This is a genomic window from Streptomyces sp. WMMC500 (genome assembly GCF_027497195.1).
GTDB lineage: Bacteria > Actinomycetota > Actinomycetes > Streptomycetales > Streptomycetaceae > Streptomyces.
In genome coordinates this window covers 1,675,486-1,690,752 of sequence record NZ_CP114905.1, presented here as the reverse complement: position 1 = coordinate 1,690,752, position 15,267 = coordinate 1,675,486, and the positions used below count along the sequence as shown (strand labels likewise).

The 15,267-nt window shown below is 73.2% G+C and carries 14 protein-coding genes; 3 read left to right on the top strand and 11 right to left on the bottom strand.

All coding sequences use genetic code 11. The features are described from left to right. The first annotated feature begins 33 nt into the window (after positions 1–33). Complete coding sequence (locus tag O7599_RS06835) at positions 34–1,635, top strand: penicillin-binding transpeptidase domain-containing protein (RefSeq protein ID WP_281621202.1); 1,602 nt, start codon at positions 34–36, stop codon at positions 1,633–1,635. A 108-nt stretch (positions 1,636–1,743) separates the two neighbouring features. Here the strand turns inward: O7599_RS06835 and O7599_RS06830 are convergent, their stop codons facing one another. From O7599_RS06830 to O7599_RS06820, 3 genes are all read right to left on the bottom strand, one after another. After that, positions 1,744–2,280 carry a DUF1707 and FHA domain-containing protein gene (locus tag O7599_RS06830; RefSeq protein WP_348652624.1) on the bottom strand — a complete coding sequence of 179 codons (537 nt, stop codon included), beginning with the start codon at positions 2,278–2,280 and terminating at the stop codon, positions 1,744–1,746. A gap of 170 nt (positions 2,281–2,450) precedes the next feature. Beyond that, positions 2,451–3,923, bottom strand: a complete 1,473-nt coding sequence (locus O7599_RS06825; protein ID WP_281621200.1) for a VCBS repeat-containing protein — start codon at positions 3,921–3,923, stop codon at positions 2,451–2,453. Between the two features lie 91 nt (positions 3,924–4,014). Continuing rightward, a complete protein-coding gene (locus O7599_RS06820; RefSeq protein ID WP_281621199.1) occupies positions 4,015–4,635 on the bottom strand; it encodes a LysE family translocator in 621 nt (206 codons plus the stop codon). A 99-nt stretch (positions 4,636–4,734) separates the two neighbouring features. Between O7599_RS06820 and O7599_RS06815 the strand changes: the two genes are divergently transcribed. Then, positions 4,735–5,658, top strand: a complete 924-nt coding sequence (locus tag O7599_RS06815; RefSeq protein WP_281621198.1) for a bile acid:sodium symporter family protein — start codon at positions 4,735–4,737, stop codon at positions 5,656–5,658. Here the strand turns inward: O7599_RS06815 and O7599_RS06810 are convergent. The 7 genes from O7599_RS06810 to O7599_RS06780 form a co-directional block, all read right to left on the bottom strand. Next, a complete protein-coding gene (locus O7599_RS06810) occupies positions 5,585–6,754 on the bottom strand; it encodes a lactate 2-monooxygenase (protein ID WP_281621197.1) in 1,170 nt (389 codons plus the stop codon). The two genes, O7599_RS06815 and O7599_RS06810, sit on opposite strands and share 74 nt — an antisense overlap. Then, positions 6,751–9,045: an MMPL family transporter gene (locus tag O7599_RS06805; RefSeq protein ID WP_281621196.1), complete on the bottom strand. Its 2,295-nt coding sequence runs from the start codon at positions 9,043–9,045 to the stop codon at positions 6,751–6,753. The genes O7599_RS06810 and O7599_RS06805 overlap by 4 nt, the downstream gene beginning before the upstream one ends. Positions 9,046–9,295: 250 nt before the next feature. Further along, positions 9,296–10,213, bottom strand: coding sequence for an ABC transporter permease (locus O7599_RS06800; RefSeq protein WP_281621195.1), 918 nt, complete (start codon positions 10,211–10,213; stop codon positions 9,296–9,298). Then, a complete protein-coding gene (locus O7599_RS06795; RefSeq protein ID WP_281621194.1) occupies positions 10,200–11,003 on the bottom strand; it encodes an ABC transporter ATP-binding protein in 804 nt (267 codons plus the stop codon). The genes O7599_RS06800 and O7599_RS06795 overlap by 14 nt, the downstream gene beginning before the upstream one ends. Before the next feature lie 33 nt (positions 11,004–11,036). Continuing rightward, positions 11,037–12,155 carry an ABC transporter substrate-binding protein gene (locus tag O7599_RS06790; RefSeq protein WP_281621193.1) on the bottom strand — a complete coding sequence of 373 codons (1,119 nt, stop codon included), beginning with the start codon at positions 12,153–12,155 and terminating at the stop codon, positions 11,037–11,039. 195 nt (positions 12,156–12,350) lie between these two features. After that, entirely contained in the window at positions 12,351–12,758 is a 408-nt protein-coding gene (locus tag O7599_RS06785) for a rhodanese-like domain-containing protein (RefSeq protein WP_281621192.1), read from the bottom strand. Further along, on the bottom strand, positions 12,758–13,261 hold the full coding sequence (locus tag O7599_RS06780; protein ID WP_281621191.1) for a cysteine dioxygenase family protein: 504 nt from the start codon (positions 13,259–13,261) through the stop codon (positions 12,758–12,760). Before O7599_RS06780 ends, O7599_RS06785 begins: the two co-directional genes overlap by 1 nt. 365 nt (positions 13,262–13,626) lie before the next feature. Between O7599_RS06780 and O7599_RS06775 the strand changes: the two genes are divergently transcribed. Beyond that, positions 13,627–14,430: a pectate lyase gene (locus O7599_RS06775; RefSeq protein WP_281621190.1), complete on the top strand. Its 804-nt coding sequence runs from the start codon at positions 13,627–13,629 to the stop codon at positions 14,428–14,430. Between the two features lie 21 nt (positions 14,431–14,451). Here O7599_RS06775 and O7599_RS06770 read toward each other — a convergent pair whose 3' ends face one another. Continuing rightward, the gene (locus O7599_RS06770) at positions 14,452–15,207 is read right to left on the bottom strand and encodes a sirohydrochlorin chelatase (RefSeq protein ID WP_281621189.1); all 756 of its coding nucleotides are present in this window, start codon (positions 15,205–15,207) and stop codon (positions 14,452–14,454) included. Positions 15,208–15,267 lie beyond the last annotated feature (60 nt).

The following is a 15,267-nucleotide window of genomic DNA, read 5'->3' as shown; positions in this document are numbered from 1 at the left end:
TCGTGGGGGGCCTCGACTGCAGGGGGGACGCGCATGCGAACGGGAGCGAAAGCCGTCTTATGCCTGGTGCTCGCCGGGATGGCCGCGCTGGCCGTGTTCGGTGTCACCAACATCTACCAGGCGCTCGCCGGCGGGAACGACGGCGACGACGTGCAGACCGGGCCGCCCAGCGCGGCCGAGGTCCGTACCACCGCCCGTGACTTCCTCGCCGCCTGGGCCGACCGCCGCCCTGCCGCCGCCGCCCGGCTCACGGACTACGCCGCCGAGGCGCAGCCGGTGCTCGGGGCGTACTTCACGGACGCCAGGGTGCGCGAGGTCGCGCTGGAGCCGGGGGCGGCGAAGGGGGCGACGGTGCCGTTCTCGGTGTCGGCGCGGGTCGTGGCCGAGGGGCACGCAAAGACGTGGACGTACGACTCCGAGCTGACGGTCGTACGCGGCCGGACGACCGGCGAGCCGCTGGTCGACTGGGAGTCCTCGGTCGTGCATCCGGACCTGGCCGAGAACCACCGCCTGGTGACGCGGGAGGGCGAGACCCCGCAGGTGGTCGCGGTCGGAGCGGACGGCAGGACGCTGAGCGAGGAGGAGTACCCGTCGCTGGGGCCGGTGTTCGCGCAACTGCGCGAGCGGTACGCGGGGAAGCTGCGCGGCGAGCCCGGGATCGAGGTGCTGATCGAGCAGACCGACGGCGCCCAGCGGGTCAGGTCGCTGCTCAGGGTCTCGAAGGGCAGGCCCGCGAAGCTGCCGACGACGCTGGACGCCGGGGTGCAGCGGGCGGCGGAAGAGGCGGTGCGGGACCACCACCGGGCCTCCGTCGTGGCCGTCAGGCCCTCCACCGGCGAGATACTCGCGGTCGCGAACGCGAAGGGCGGAGGGGAGTTCAACAACGCGCTCCAGGGGGCGACGGCGCCCGGCTCCACGTTCAAGATCATCACGTCGGCGGCGCTGCTGGCCGGGGGCGTCACGCCCGAGACGCCGGTGAGCTGCCCCCGTACCTACGCGCACGACCAGGGCATGACCTTCCGCAACGCGGAGGGCGCCGCGAACGAGGACGCCACGTTCGCGCAGGACTTCGCGCAGTCCTGCAACACGGCGTTCGTCTCGCTCAGCGACGAGCTGGCCGACGACGAGCTGGCCGCCACCGCCCGCCGCTGGTTCGGCCTCGGCGACGACGACTGGCAGAGCGGGGTGGCGACCTTCGACGGCGGCGTGCCCGTCGGCGACGGGGACGAGAAGTCCGCGGCGATCATCGGCCAGGGCAGGGTGCAGATGAACCCGCTGACCATGGCGTCCGTCGCCGCCACCGTCCGGTCCGGTGCGTTCCGCCAGCCGGTGCTGCTCCCGCGCTCGTTCAACGACCGCGACCTGGCCACCGCGGAGCCGCTGCCCGCGGGCGTGGCGGCGGACCTGCGCGGGATGATGGAGCTGACGGCCGCCGACGGCACGGCCGCGGGCGTCGGGCTCGGCGCGGGCGCGGGGGCGAAGACCGGCTCGGCGGAGGTCGGCGGGCAGGAGCGGCCGGACAGTTGGTTCACGGCGTACCGCGGCGACGTGGCCGCCGCGGCGGTGGTCCCGGCCGGGGGTCACGGCAGCGACGCGGCGGGGCCGGTGGTCAAGGAGGTGCTGGCGGCGGGCTGAGTCCGCGTGGGCGCGCGGCCCGTACGGGCCGTCCCCGGCGGTGCTGCGCGCCCTGCCCGTGCCCCTGCCCCGCCCGGCGCCCGGTCCGGCCGGTCCGGCGCCGGGGTCTCAGCGGGCCGTCAGCAGGTAGCGGGTGTGGCCGAAGCCGAGCTGGTCGCCGGGGCGGACCGGCGCCTCGCCCGTGAGCCGGCGGCCGTTGATGAACGTCCCGTTCGTCGAACCGAGGTCCCGCAGCAGCCACACCCCACTCGCGCACCGCAGCTCCGCGTGCATCCGCGAGACGGTCTCCTCCATCAGCCGCAGCCCGTTGCGCGGGTCCCGCCCGATGCGCAGCGGGAACGTGCCCGGCGCCGGGAGCATCAGCGGCGGCAGCCGCTCCGCCTGCCACGCCTGCTTCACCCGCACCCCGAGCGACGACGCCTTGGAGACGGTGCCGAGGATCGCCCGCGTCAACCGCCCCTCGCGCGGCGGCAGATCGGCGGTCAGCGCCGCCAACTGCTCGTGGGAGTGGGCGGCGAGGGCCAGCTCCAGCCGGGCCAGGAACGTGTCCTGCGACAGCCTGCCCTCGGCCGCGCCGTCGCGCAGCAACTCGATCGCACTGTCCCGCTCCTCGTCGGAGACGCGCGGGGTCCCCGCCGGGTACACGGGGAAGGCGGAAGACGTGGGGTGGTCGGAGCCGGACACCTTCGAATTGTCGGACCGGGCGGCGGTGGGTGTCCAGTACGCTTCCGTTCCCGTACGCACCCGTGACAAATGATCGACACACCGGCCCCACCCGTGCGGCTCTTGTGAGCTGACGACCGCTCAGCAGCAGTTCAGCCCCGGCCCGCTTCCCCGGTCACGACGAAGTCGCGGTCCGCCACCGACGTGCCCTCCCGCGAGCCCCGCAGGATCCAGTAGCCGGCCGTCTCCAGGGGCTCGCCCGCGCGGAACGTGGCGACGACCAGGTCGTCGTACCCGTCCGTGTCGAGGTCGGCGAGGTGGAGCTGCCAGCCGAAGAAGTGGTCCGCGTTCGGGCGCCCTCTGCGCTCCGCCCCCAGGTCCTGCGGCACGACGTCCTGCGCGCCCGCCGCGTCGAGACCGTCGGCGCCGCCCACGGCGACCGTGACCTCACCCTCCCCGCCGCTCCTGGAGTGGGACGTGGCGAGGTCGTCCGTCCCGTCGCCGTTCACGTCGCCGACGACGTACCCCAGGTCGACCTCACGACCCAGCTCGGTACTCTCCCGGCCCGCCCCCGGTCCCGCCGGGCTGCCGTAGAAGACGGCGGCGCCGTCCTCGTCGTCATGCCGGGCGACGATGTCGTCCGTCCCGTCGTCGTCGAAGTCGCCGGCCGCCAGCGGAGCGGCGCCGTCGCCGCGCCCCGGCGACCCGGAGGTGAGGCCCGGCACGGCGCCGGCGGGCCGCAGTCCGCCGGGTGTGCCGCGGTAGAACACGGCGTCGAGTACGCCGTCCGGCATGTCCTCCTCGAAGCGCACGTCCTCCTCGCCGTACGTGGCCTTGGTGACCAGGTCGTCCCGGCCGTCGCCGTCGAAGTCGCCGACGAGCGCTCCGTTGACCGACGCCCAGCCGTCGAAGCCCACGTCCAGCTCCGCCGCCGAGCGCGGCCTCGCGCCGGCGCGGGTCAGCGGGCCGCGCAGCACGGTGGCGGGCTGGGCGTGGCGTCTGTAGTCGCCTCCGGAGACGGCGAGGGTCAGCAGATCGAGGGCGCCGTCGCCGTCGAAGTCGCCGACGCCGGCGGCCGGGTCGGTGCCCGGGGGCAGGTCGGTCGCGGCCGACGGGCCTTCGGGCCCGCCCCAGAGGATGCGCTGCCGCCCGGAGTCGGAGCCGTCCGGGCCCCGTACGCCGCGGACGAGGACGTCGGCGTACCCGTCGTCGTCGAGGTCGCCGGTGAGCTGGAGGGAGTAGTCGTGACCCACGGGCACCTGCGGCAGCGGGCCGTGCGGCGGGTAGCAGCCGCTGAGCGGGAAGGCGACCGCCGGGTCCGGGCCGCCGTCCGCGGCGCGGAGCACGAAGCGGTTGTTCCGGAACGGCCTGCCCGGGCGGTTGGGGCTCCGGTACCAGCCGTTGAGCACAGCGTCGGCATGCCCGTCTCCGTCCACGTCGTCCCTGTTGACCCGTTCGCCGGCCCGGTCGGGGGCGCGGCCGGGCCGGTCGGACGCGAACGTGCAGGCGGCAGACGTACGGTCCTGGTCCCCACCGTCGTTCCCGTCCCCGCAGCCCGCGGCCAGCAGCGCGGCCGGAAGCAGGAGCGCGGCGAGGCGCCGTCCCGGCAGTAAGTGCACGTACATGGCACACGAGTCTGCGGCGTGCAGTGCACGGACCCATCACGTTCCGATCAGGGCTGTGTTCCGTTCCCGTACGCGCGAACGCGCGCTCCGCTCAGTGCTCCACGGCCAGCCGGATCCCCAGCGCCACGAGCACCGTGCCGGACACCTGCTCCAGCCGCTTGCGCACGCCCGCCCGCGACAGCAGGCCCTTCATCCGCCCCACGAACCACACGTACACCGCGTACCAGCCGACCTCGTACACCGCCCACAGCGCCGCGAACGCCACCGTCGTCGCCAACTGCGGCGCGGACGCGGGCACGAACTGCGGCAGGAACGACATCGCGAAGACGCCCACCTTCGGGTTGGCCAGGTTCAGCAGCAGGCCCGAGCGGTACGCGCGCCACGACGTGACCTCCGCGCCCGGCCGGTCCGCGAACTCCGCCGCCGCCCCCCGCCGCGCCGCGCGCAGCGCCTGCACCCCGAACCAGACCAGCACCGCCGCGCCGACCCAGCGCATCACGTCGTACGCCACCTGCGAGGCCGCGAGCAGCGCCGTGAGGCCGAACGCGGCGACCGTGCCCCACAGGAAGACGCCCGTCTCGTTGCCGAGGACGGTCATCATCCCGGCGCGGCGGCTGTGCATCGAGTTGCGGATGATCAGGACCGTGCTGGGCCCCGGGGTGGCGGCGATCAGCGTGCAGGCCCCGAGGAAGGCGAGGAGAGTCGCGAGCATGCGCGCCATCCTGGGCCGGGGACAAGCGGAGGCGCCATCGAATTATCGCAACCATTCCGGCATGGACAGCGCCCCGTGCGACCCAGCAGGCTGGTGCGCGTGGACTCACCGGTAACGACCGTCATGATGCCCGTCGTCCTCGCCGTCATCATGTACGGCCTCGGCCTGGGCCTCACGCTCGCCGACTTCCGGCGGGTCAAGCACCACCCCCGGGCCGTCGCCGTCGCGCTGGTCTGCCAGGTGCTGCTGCTGCCCGCCGCCTGCTTCGGGCTGGTGCTCGCCTTCGACCTGGCGCCCGCGTACGCGGTGGGGATGATGCTGCTGGCCGCTTCGCCGGGCGGGGCCATCGCCAACTACTACAGCCGGCTCTTCGGCGGCGACGTGGCCCTCAACATCACGCTCACCGCCGTCAACTCCGCGCTCTCGCTCTTCTCCCTGCCGCTGATCGTCAACTTCTCGCTGGAGTACTTCGACGTCGGCCGCGACGACCTGGGCCTGAACTACGACAAGATCCTCCAGGTGTTCGCGATCGTGCTGATCCCCGTCGGGCTCGGCATGCTCACCCGGGCCAAGGCCCCGCGGGTCCGGGAGCGCATCGACCGGCCGGTGCGGGTGGCGTCCCTCTTCGGGCTCTTCCTGGTGATCGTCGGCGTGGCCGTGGCCGAACGGGACCGGATCACCGACTCGTTCGTGGACCTCGGGCCGATCACCTTCCTGTTCACGCTGATCTCGCTGGCCGTCGGCTACGGGGCCACCCGGCTGGTGCGCGCCGCGCACCCGCAGGCCGTGGCGTGCTGCTTCGAGATCGGCATGCACAACGTGGGCCTGGCCATGACCATCGCGATCAGCCCGACGCTGCTGGACAGCACCGCGATGGGCATGCCCGGCGCGGTGTACGCCGTCCTCAGCTACGTCGCCGCCACCGCCGCGGGCTACGCGCTGCGGGCGATCAGCCCGGACGGCGCCGCACGTCGTCCGGGCCCCACTCCCGCACCGAGCGGTGACCCGACAGTCCGAGGGTGAGGTCGAGGTCGGCGAGGAGGCTGCGCAGCACGTGCGTGACGCCCTCCTCGCCGCCGTGGGCGAGGCCGTAGGCGTACGGCCTGCCGTACAGCACCGCCCGCGCGCCCAGCGCGAGGGCCTTGAGGACGTCGGCCCCGGTCCGTACGCCCGAGTCGAAGAGCACCTCGACGCGGTCGCCGACCGCCTCGGCGACCTCCGGCAGCATGTCGAGCGCCGCGACGGCGCCGTCGACCTGCCGGCCGCCGTGGTTGGAGACGACGACGCCGTCCAGCCCCGCGTCCGCGGCCCGGCGGGCGTCGTCCGGGTGCTGGATGCCCTTGAGGAGGATCGGCCCGTCCCAGTGCTCCCGCAGGAACGGCAGCCGGTCCCACGTCCGGTCCGTCCCCGTGAACATCGGCACCCACCGCAGCACCGCCGCCCCGAGGTCCTCCTCCGGCGGCTTCGCGAGGCCCGCGCGGAAGGCCGGGTCGGAGAAGGCCACGGCGGTGCCGACGCCGCGGATGAACGGCAGGTACGCGGTGTCGAGGTCGTGCGGGCGCCAGGCCAGGGTCCAGGTGTCGAGGGTGACGACGAGGGCGGTGAAGCCCGCGGCGCGGGCGCGCGCCAGGATGCTGGCGCACACCTCGTCGTCGTTCGGCCAGTACAACTGGTACCAGCGCGGGCCCGCGCCGCTCGCCTCCGCGACCTCCTCGATGGAGTACGAGGAGGCCGTGGACATCACCATCGGGATCCCGAGGGCGGCGGCGGCGCGGGCCGTGGCCAGTTCGCCGTCGGGGTGCAGGATCGACTGCACCCCGACGGGCGCCAGCAGCACGGGCGCGGGGAGGGCGGAGCCCAGCACGGTGGTGGCCGGGCTCCGCTCGGTGGCGCCGGTCAGCATGCGCGGGACGAGGCGGACCCGGTCGAACGCCTCCCGGTTGGCCCGGGCGGTGGCGCCCGAGCCGGCCGCGCCCGCGACGTACCAGAACGGACCGTCCGCCAGCCGCTCGCGCGCGGACTGCTCCAGCGCCGTGGGGTCGGTGGTGAACGGCGGCAGCGTGTCCGCCAGTCCGTTCAGATAGATCTCGTTCTGGTAGTTGCCGAACGGCAGGTTCATCGGCGGCTCCCTTCGACCAACGGAGAGTCTGCGGGAACCGGCGGCGGAACGCTACCCGTGGGTACCGGCCGCGTGTCCTCCTTCTCCAGGTCGGGCAGCCAGCGCAGTGCCTTCGGGAAGTGCCAGTTGCGCTCGCCGAGCAGCGACATGACCGCGGGCAGCAGCACGCCGCGGATGATCGTCGCGTCGATCAGCACCGCCGTGGCCAGCCCCACGCCCATCTGCTTCATGGACTGCATGGACAGCGTCCCGAAGATCGAGAACACCGCGACCATGATGACGGCCGCGCTGGTCACCACGCCCGCGGTGGTGATCACACCGTGCGAGATGGCGTCCGCGGTGTTCCGCCCCTGCGCCCGCGCCTCCTTGATGCGGGAGACCACGAACACGTGGTAGTCCATGCTCAGCCCGAAGAGGATGACGAAGAGGAACAGGGGCAGCCAGGCGACGATCGCCCCGACGCCCTCGGCGCCGACGAGACCCGCGCCCCAGCCGTGCTGGAAGACCATCGTCAGCACGCCGTACGCCGCGCCCACCGACAGCAGGTTGAGCAGGATCGAGGTGATCGCGATCGTCAGCGACCGGAAGGCCATCAGCATCAGCACGAAGGCGAAGGCCACCACGAAGAGGAAGACCGGCACCACCGCGCCGACGAGCTGGTCGTTGAAGTCCTTGCTTCCCGCGACCTGGCCGCCGACCGGCGCCTCGACGCCGTCCACCGCCTCCAGCGTCACCGGCCGGATGTCGTCGCGCAGCAGGGCCAGGCTCTTCTCCGCCTTGTCCTGGTCGGAGCCGCCGACGAGGGGCACCTCGATGATGGCCACGTTCCTGTCGTCGTAGACCTGGACGTCGATCGGGCCCTTGGACGCGCCCGTGTCCAGCGCCTGCTCCTCGAAGTCGACGATGGCCCTGCGGACCTCGGGCGCGTTGATGTCGTCGGCCTTGACGACCACCTCGGCGGGGTCGGAGCCGCCGGGGAACGCCTCGTTGATCCGGTCGTAGGTCTGCACGATCGGCAGCGAGTCGCCGAACTCCTGGTCCAGCGTGAGGTTCGCGGTGTTCATGCCCACCGCCGGCAGGGCGATCGCCGCCAGCGCGCCGGTGGCCACGACCACCGCCGCCTTCGGCCGGCGCAGCACCCGCGTCAGCACGGCCCGCCACACCCGGCTCTCCCCGCCGGCGTTGGAGCGGCCGCGCTTGAGCCGGGCCAGGAACGGCACCCTGCCCTTCTCGACCCGCTCGCCGAGCAGCGACAGCATCGCCGGCAGCACGGTCACCGAGCCGACCATCGCCACCGCGACCACCATCAGCGACGCCACGCCCATCGCCTCGAAGTCGGCGAGGCCGGTGAAGAGCATGCCGCACATCGCGACGATGACGGTGATGCCGGAGACCAGCACCGCGCGCCCGGAGGTGGCGGCGGCGATCTCCAGCGCCGTTCGCGCGTCCCGGCCCTTCTCCCGCTCCTCGCGCTCGCGGCGCAGGTAGAACAGGCAGTAGTCGACGCCGACGGCCAGACCCACCAGCAGCATCACCGAGTCGGCGACGTCGCTCATCGGCTGGACGTGGCTGACCACGCCCATCAGGCCCATCGTCGCCACGATCGCCGTCATCGCCAGCACCACCGGCAGCAGCGCGGCCACGAACGCGCCGAAGACGATCAGCAGGATGCCGAAGGCGATCGGCACCGCCGAGTACTCGGCCTTCTTGAAGTCCTCGCCGAAGGCGTCGTCGAAGGTCTTCTCCATGCTGGCGCCGCCGATCTCCTCGATCAGCAGCCCCTGCGACTCGTGCTTCTCCTGGACCTTCGCGACCGCGTCGGTCACCGGCTCCACCCGGTCCGCGGCGGTCTCCGGGTCGCCCTTCATCCGGAACTGGACCAGCGCGGAGCGCCCGTCCTCGGAGATCGTGTCGCTGTCGTAGGGCGAGACGACGTCCGTCACCTCGCCGGTGTCCTGCACGGCCCGTACGACGTCGTCGACGGCCGTACGGAACTCGGCCGCCGACGCCTTCGGGGCGCCCTGCTGCGACTGGACGAGCACGCTCTCCCCGACCGGCTCGTCCACGCCCGCGTCTTCGAGGATCTTCGCGGACCGCCCGGTCTCGCCCGGGACCTCCTCGCTGTCGCTGACGTCCGCGCGCCCCGCCGCGGAGCCGGCGACGGTCGCCAGCACCACGAACAACACCCAGATACCCACCGCGGCCCAGCGGTGGGTCACGCTCCAGCCGCCGACGGCCGCGGCGACGCCCTGCCGCCGCTTCGTATGCCTCGGCGCCCTCGGTGCCCCCATCGTCGCTCTCCCTCGTGCGCGGCGGCGGCACACTGCCCCCACCTGCCGATACGACGCTAGAGAAGCGCGGACGCGGTCCCCATCGTGCTGGCAGGTGAACCCGGTGGTACTCAGCTCCACCGAAAGAAGGGGGGATAACCCCACCGCGGAGGAGTCATGTCCCTTACACGCATAACGCCGGGGGCCGCTTCGGGCCTTGTCCTCGGGCCCGGAACGGCCCCCGGCGGGGTCTCGGGGGAACGGCTCGCGCTCAGCGAGCCACGAGCAGCCCCCGGTTGCGCAGCACCCGGCGCTCCAGCGGGCCGAACACCAGGAGTTCGATGGCGACACCGACGATGAGGATCAGCAGGATCGCGTTGAGCACGATCGCCATGTCCTGGTAGCCGCGGCCGGTCTCCAGCAACTGGCCCAGGCCCACGCCGAGGTCGGGGGAGGTGGCGATGATCTCCGCGGCCATCAGCGAGCGCCAGGAGAACGCCCAGCCCTGCTTGAGCCCGGCGAGATAGCCGGGCAGCGCGGCGGGCAGCAGGACGTGCCGTACGCCGTGCAGGCCGGTGGCGCCGATGACCTGGCCGGCGCGGAGGTAGAGCGGTGGGATCTGGCCGATGCCGGCGACCAGCCCGTTGGCGATCGACGGGACGGCGCCGAGCAGCACCACCGCGTAGATCATCGACGGGGTGAGGCCGAACCAGATGATCGCGGCGGGCACCCAGGCCACCGACGGCAGCGACTGCAGCCCGGTGAGGATCGGGCCGATCGCCGCGCGGACGAACGGCACCTTGGCGACGATCAGTCCGAGCGGGGTGCCGATGGCGATGGCGATGAGGAAGCCGAGCACGCCGCGGGACAGGCTCGTCCAGATGACGTCGAACAGCGTGCCCTCGTACCACTGGTCGGCGAGCGCGTCCCAGACCTGGCCCGGGCCCGGCAACTGGTAGTCGGGCTTGACCTCCAGCACGTACAGCAACTGCCAGACGGCGACCACGAGGGCGATCGCGACGATCGGCGGGAGCACCCTGTGCAGCAGCACCTGGCGCAGCGGGGTGCGCGAGGCGGTGCGCGTGTCGAGGGCGTCGAGGCCGGCTTCGAGCCCGGCGAGGCCGGCGGCGGAGTCCCCGTTCTTCGCGCCGGACCCGGCGGCGGTGCCGGTGGTGTCAGTGCTTGCCATGGCGGCGGATCTCCCCTCGCAGCTCTTCGGTGATCTCCAGCGAGAGGCCTGCCACGTCGGTGTCCTCGATCCGGCGCGGCTGGGGGATGTCGATGGTCCACTCCCGGGCGATGCGGCCGGGGCGGGAGGACATGAGGATGACGCGCTGGGCGAGCTTGACGGCCTCGCGCACGTTGTGGGTGACGAAGAGCACGGAGACCTGCGTCTCCGTCCAGATGCGGGTCAGCTCGTCGTGCAGGACGTCGCGGGTGATGGCGTCGAGCGCGGCGAACGGCTCGTCCATCAGCAGCAGCCTGCTGTCCTGGGCGAGCGAGCGGGCCAGCGCGACGCGCTGGCGCATGCCGCCGGACAGCTCGTGCACCCGCTTGCCGTACGCGCCGCCCAGCCGGACGAGTTCGAGCAGCCGCTCCGCCTCGCCGCGGCGCTCGGCCTTGGGCAGGCCGCGCATCCTCAGGGCCAGCTCGATGTTCCTGCCCGCGGTCAGCCACGGGAAGAGCGCGTGCTCCTGGAACATCAGCGCCGGGCGCTGGCCGCCGGATATCTCGATGGTCCCGGCGCTCGGCGCGTCGAGGCCGGCGACCAGGTTGAGCAGGGTGGACTTGCCGCAGCCGGACGCGCCGAGCAGCGTGACGAACTCGCCGGGCGCGACGTCGACGGTGACGTCGTCGAGGGCCAGCAGCCCGGCGCCGGGGCGGCCGAAGGTCTTGGACACGTGCGTGATGCGGGCGGCGGGCCCGTCCCCGGCCTGCGCGGAGCCGGCCGGGGCGTCGTCGGTGATGGCGGTGGACATGTTGTGCACCTCCCGGAGGTGAGGCGGGCAGAGCTACTCGACGCCGAGCCCGGCGTCGTCGACGGCGGGCCGGCCCTCGCTCTCGAGCACCTTGTTGAGGATGGACAGGTCGTAGATGCCGTCGGTCTTCGCCTCGTCGAGGAGGCCGGACGCGACGCTGTGGTCGGCCTGCTCGCCGAGGGTGGAGGCGAGCGGGTCGTCGGTGACCTCGATCTCGCCGAAGGCGCGGTCGATCACGTCGGCGGGCAGCGGCTTGCCCGCGTACTCCTCGATCCCCGCGTTGACCAGGTCCTCGGCCTCGTCGGGGTGGTCCTTGATCCAGGCGTTGGTCTTCACCGAGCCGCGGACGACGGCCTCGACCACGTCGGGGTGCTCCTCGAGGAACGTCTGCGAGACGATCAGGTGCGTGGTGACGAACTTGCCGCCCTCCCACAGCTCCTTCTCGTTCAGCAGCACCTCGCCGCCCTTGGCGACGAGGTTGGAGGCGGTGGGCTCCGGCACCCAGGCGCCGTCGAGGCCGCCCTGCTGGAAGGTGGTCGGGATCTCCTTGTTGTCCTGGCGGATCACGGAGACGTCGCCCTTGCCCGACTGCGGGTCGACCTCCAGGCCCTCGCCGGCCAGGTAGTTGAGCAGGGCCACGTCCTGGGTGTTGCCGATCTGCGGGGTGGCGATCCGGGCGCCCTCCAGGTCGTCCAGGGACGTGACCTCGTCGGGGTTGACGACCAGCGAGGCGCCGCCGGAGGTGGCGCCCGCGACGATGCGCAGGTTGCGGCCGTCCGCCTGGGTGTAGCCGTTGATGGCGGGGGAGGGGCCGATCCAGGTCATGTCGACGGAGCCGGCGTTGAGCGCCTCGATGGCGGACGGGCCGGCGTTGAACACCTGCGGCCTGACGGCGGTGCCGCCCAGCTCCTTCGTGATCAGGCCCTCGTCGCCGAGGCCGACCAGGGGGGTCGCGTGGGTCACGTTGCCGAAGAAGCCGATGTTGATCTCGTCGAGGCCGCCGACCTTCTCGCCCTGGGCGGCGGGGGCCGCGTCGTCGCCCTCGTCGTCGCTGTCGGAGCCGTAACCGCAGGCGGTCAGGGCGAGCAGGGGCAGGGCGGCGGTGCCGGCGAGCAGGCGTATGGCCGCGCGGCGGCGGCGTGGTGCAGACACGGGAGGGTCATCCTCTCGGGGTGTTCCGGGTATCGGCATCGTCTTTCCGAGTATCCCTATTGACTTAGTAGGGATAAGCCCATCGGGGCGGCTCGGTCAAGGGGGTGCTTGAGGCGTGGACGAACGGCCCGGCATGCGGGCAGTGTTTTCGTGTGCCTTTGCACACCTTTGTGCAGGTGAGGTGGAGGTGAGGCGTTACGGGAGCGTGACCGGCAGCCCGGCCGCCCGCCACGCCTGGAAGCCGCCGATCAGGTCCGTCGCCCGGGCCAGCCCGAGCGACCTGAGGGAGGCGGCGGCCAGCGACGAGGCGTATCCCTCGTCACACATGACGATCCAGTGCACCTGAGTGCCGGTGGCCTCGGCCACCGCGGCGCCGCTGGTGGGATCGCAGCGCCACTCCAGGTGGTTGCGCTCCACCAGCAGCGCGCCGGGCACGGTGCCCGAGGCGCGCCGCTGGAACTCGGGCCGGGTGTCCACGAGCACGGCACCTTCGGCGAGGGCGGCGTACGCCTGCCGGGGGGTGACGCGGTCCAGCGTGGCGCGTACGGCGGCGAGCGCGCCGTCGATGCCGGGGGCGTCGGGAGTGCCGGGGGCGGCGCCCATCAGTCCGTCACCGGGTCGGTACGGACCGGCCGCAGGCCGCCGCCGGGCAGCTCCGCGTAGAACGACATGGCCGACAGCGCCGGCGTGTAGGCGTGGATGCTGACGGCCGGCGCGGTCCCCGCGTTGGCCACCTCGTGGACGTACCGCGACCCGAACGCGCGCAGCCCGCCCGCGGTCAGCTCCCGCGCCCGCGGCGCGCCGCGCAGCGCCGGGAAGGTGCGCTCGGTGAGCACCCCCGCGACGACCGTGAACGCGCCCGCTGCACCGCCGTGGTCGTGGATCTCGGTGCCCTGCCCCGGCAGCCAGGTGAGCAGCCACACCTCGTGGCCGCCGGCCGCCTCCAGGCGGGTGTGGAAGCGGGCAGCGGCGTCGAAGCGGACGGCCGGGCGCCAGCGGTCGGGCCGGCCGGCGAGGTCGCGGACGATCGCGCGGAGGGCGGCGGGGGACAGGCCCGCCGGTGCGGCGGGGGGTGCGGCGGGGGAGAGCGCCGGTGGCGTGGACATGGGAGCCTCGTTCCGGGAATTCGTACGAGCGGGCTGAATTTCCGGGTGCGCGTGCACCCGTGGGAAAAGCACCCGCGGCGTACGCCCGGGTGCGGCCGTCCGAGGACGGCCGCACGGACACAACGCGCTCGCGACACGCACCAGATCCACGTGGTGACGTGCGAAGAGTCGCTGGTCGATGGGCATGGACCGGACGATTGCAGAATTCCCCGCGACATGCAATTCCTTTGCCCCCGAAGGGAATTGACAACATAATTCCGCAACATTGTGAAGGGTTTGTTAAAAGATTCCGTGACGGCCCGGCAACCTTCCGGACGCCGGTGGCGACCTCCCAGCGAACGCCCCCCACAGAAAGGGAAGGTTCCATGGCACGGAAGCACGGGAAGCGCGGCACGGTGAAGCGCGCGCTCATCGGCGCGGTGAGCGCCGTGGCCCTCGGCGCCGGGGCACTCGCCACCTCGCTGGCCTCGCCGGCGTCGGCCGCCGACTGGCCCACGCCCAGCGGCCAGGAGGGTGTCAGCGAGACACGGGTCGTCAGCGGCGAGTTCGACGGCGGTATGAAGCGCTTCTACGGCGAGGGCGACCTCGGCGGCGGCGGGCAGGGCGAGGACCAGGGCGCCCTCTTCGAGCTGGAGGACGGCGCCACGCTCAAGAACGTCATCCTCGGCTCTCCGGCCGCCGACGGGGTGCACTGCGAGGGCAGTTGCACCCTGGAGAACGTGTGGTGGGAGGACGTCGGCGAGGACGCCGCCACCTTCCGCGGCGGCAACGGCTCCCGCTTCACCGTCACCGGCGGCGGCGCCCGCCGCGCCGAGGACAAGGTGCTGCAGCACAACGGCGGCGGCACGCTGACCGTCAGCGGCTTCGCGGTTGAGGACTTCGGCGCGCTGTACCGCTCCTGCGGCAACTGCTCCAGCCAGTACGAACGCCACGTGGTCCTGAGCGACGTCGAGGTGACCGCGCCCGGCGACCGGCTGGCCGGCATCAACGTCAACTACGGCGACACCGCGGAGTTCAACGACATCACGATCATCGGCGACGACGACCGCGACATCGAGCCCTGCGTGAAGTACGAGGGCAACGACTCCGGCGACGAGCCCGACGAGATCGGCTCCGGCCCGGACGGCACCAACTGCCTCTACGAGGAGTCGGACATCACCTATCAGTGAGCGAAGCGGCGGGGCCCGCGCCTAGGCGGTGAGCGGGAGCCGCTCGCCGGCGCGGGCCTCGTCGTACCGCCGCGCCAGCAGCCGCGCCAGCTCCGGCGCCGCGCCCAGCACCGGCGCGAGCACGTCCGCCCGCGCCTCGGCGGCGCCCCGCACGATGCGGTCGGGCAGGAAGCCGGGGGCGATGACGTACGGCGCCACCGCCACCCGCTCGGCGCCGTCCGCGCGCAGCGCGCGGACGGCGCCGGCGGTGCGGGGTGGTGCCGCGGAGGCGAACGCGGGCCGCACGGCGCACCATCCTGCGGTACGCCGCCACTCCCGCGCGGTCTCGGCGACGCTCGCGATCGCCTCCGGGTCGGAGGAGCCCGCCGCGGCCAGCACGACGCCCGTGCGGGCCCGCTCCGCGGGCAGGTGCAGCCCGGCCTCGGCCATCCGGCGGTCCAGCGCCGCCGTCAGCAGCGCGTCCGGGCCCAGCACGCCGCCCTGCGTCACGCGCAGCCGCGGCAGGGCGGCCCGCACCTCGTCCAGGACGGCGGGGATGTCGGACTTGGCGTGGAAGGCGCGGGCCAGCAGCAGCGGCAGCGCGACGACCTCTCGTACGCCCTCGTCGTACAGCCGCCGCAGCGCCCGCGGCACGGGCGGGGCGCAGTGGTCCAGATAGCAGGTCTCCACCCGCACCCGCGGCCGCGCCGCCGCCACCTGCGCCGCGAGCGCGGTGACGGTGGCGGCGTGCCGCGGGTCGCGGCTGCCGTGGGCGACGATGAGCAGTACGGGATGCATGACTCGCAACGCTAGGACGGTCCGGTTGGGAAACGGTTGGGCCGGGCCGGCGGCCGGGGC

Bases quoted from the DNA above. Each gene is read 5' to 3' on its own strand.
- O7599_RS06835 (WP_281621202.1), top strand. From the start codon at position 34: ATGCGAACGGGAGCGAAAGCCGTCTTATGCCTGGTGCTCGCCGGGATG.
- O7599_RS06825 (WP_281621200.1), bottom strand. From the start codon at position 3,923: ATGTACGTGCACTTACTGCCGGGACGGCGCCTCGCCGCGCTCCTGCTT.
- O7599_RS06820 (WP_281621199.1), bottom strand. From the start codon at position 4,635: ATGCTCGCGACTCTCCTCGCCTTCCTCGGGGCCTGCACGCTGATCGCC.
- O7599_RS06810 (WP_281621197.1), bottom strand. From the start codon at position 6,754: ATGAACCTGCCGTTCGGCAACTACCAGAACGAGATCTATCTGAACGGA.
- O7599_RS06805 (WP_281621196.1), bottom strand. From the start codon at position 9,045: ATGGGGGCACCGAGGGCGCCGAGGCATACGAAGCGGCGGCAGGGCGTC.
- O7599_RS06800 (WP_281621195.1), bottom strand. From the start codon at position 10,213: ATGGCAAGCACTGACACCACCGGCACCGCCGCCGGGTCCGGCGCGAAG.
- O7599_RS06795 (WP_281621194.1), bottom strand. From the start codon at position 11,003: ATGTCCACCGCCATCACCGACGACGCCCCGGCCGGCTCCGCGCAGGCC.
- O7599_RS06785 (WP_281621192.1), bottom strand. From the start codon at position 12,758: ATGGGCGCCGCCCCCGGCACTCCCGACGCCCCCGGCATCGACGGCGCG.
- O7599_RS06780 (WP_281621191.1), bottom strand. From the start codon at position 13,261: ATGTCCACGCCACCGGCGCTCTCCCCCGCCGCACCCCCCGCCGCACCG.
- O7599_RS06775 (WP_281621190.1), top strand. From the start codon at position 13,627: ATGGCACGGAAGCACGGGAAGCGCGGCACGGTGAAGCGCGCGCTCATC.
- O7599_RS06770 (WP_281621189.1), bottom strand. From the start codon at position 15,207: ATGCATCCCGTACTGCTCATCGTCGCCCACGGCAGCCGCGACCCGCGG.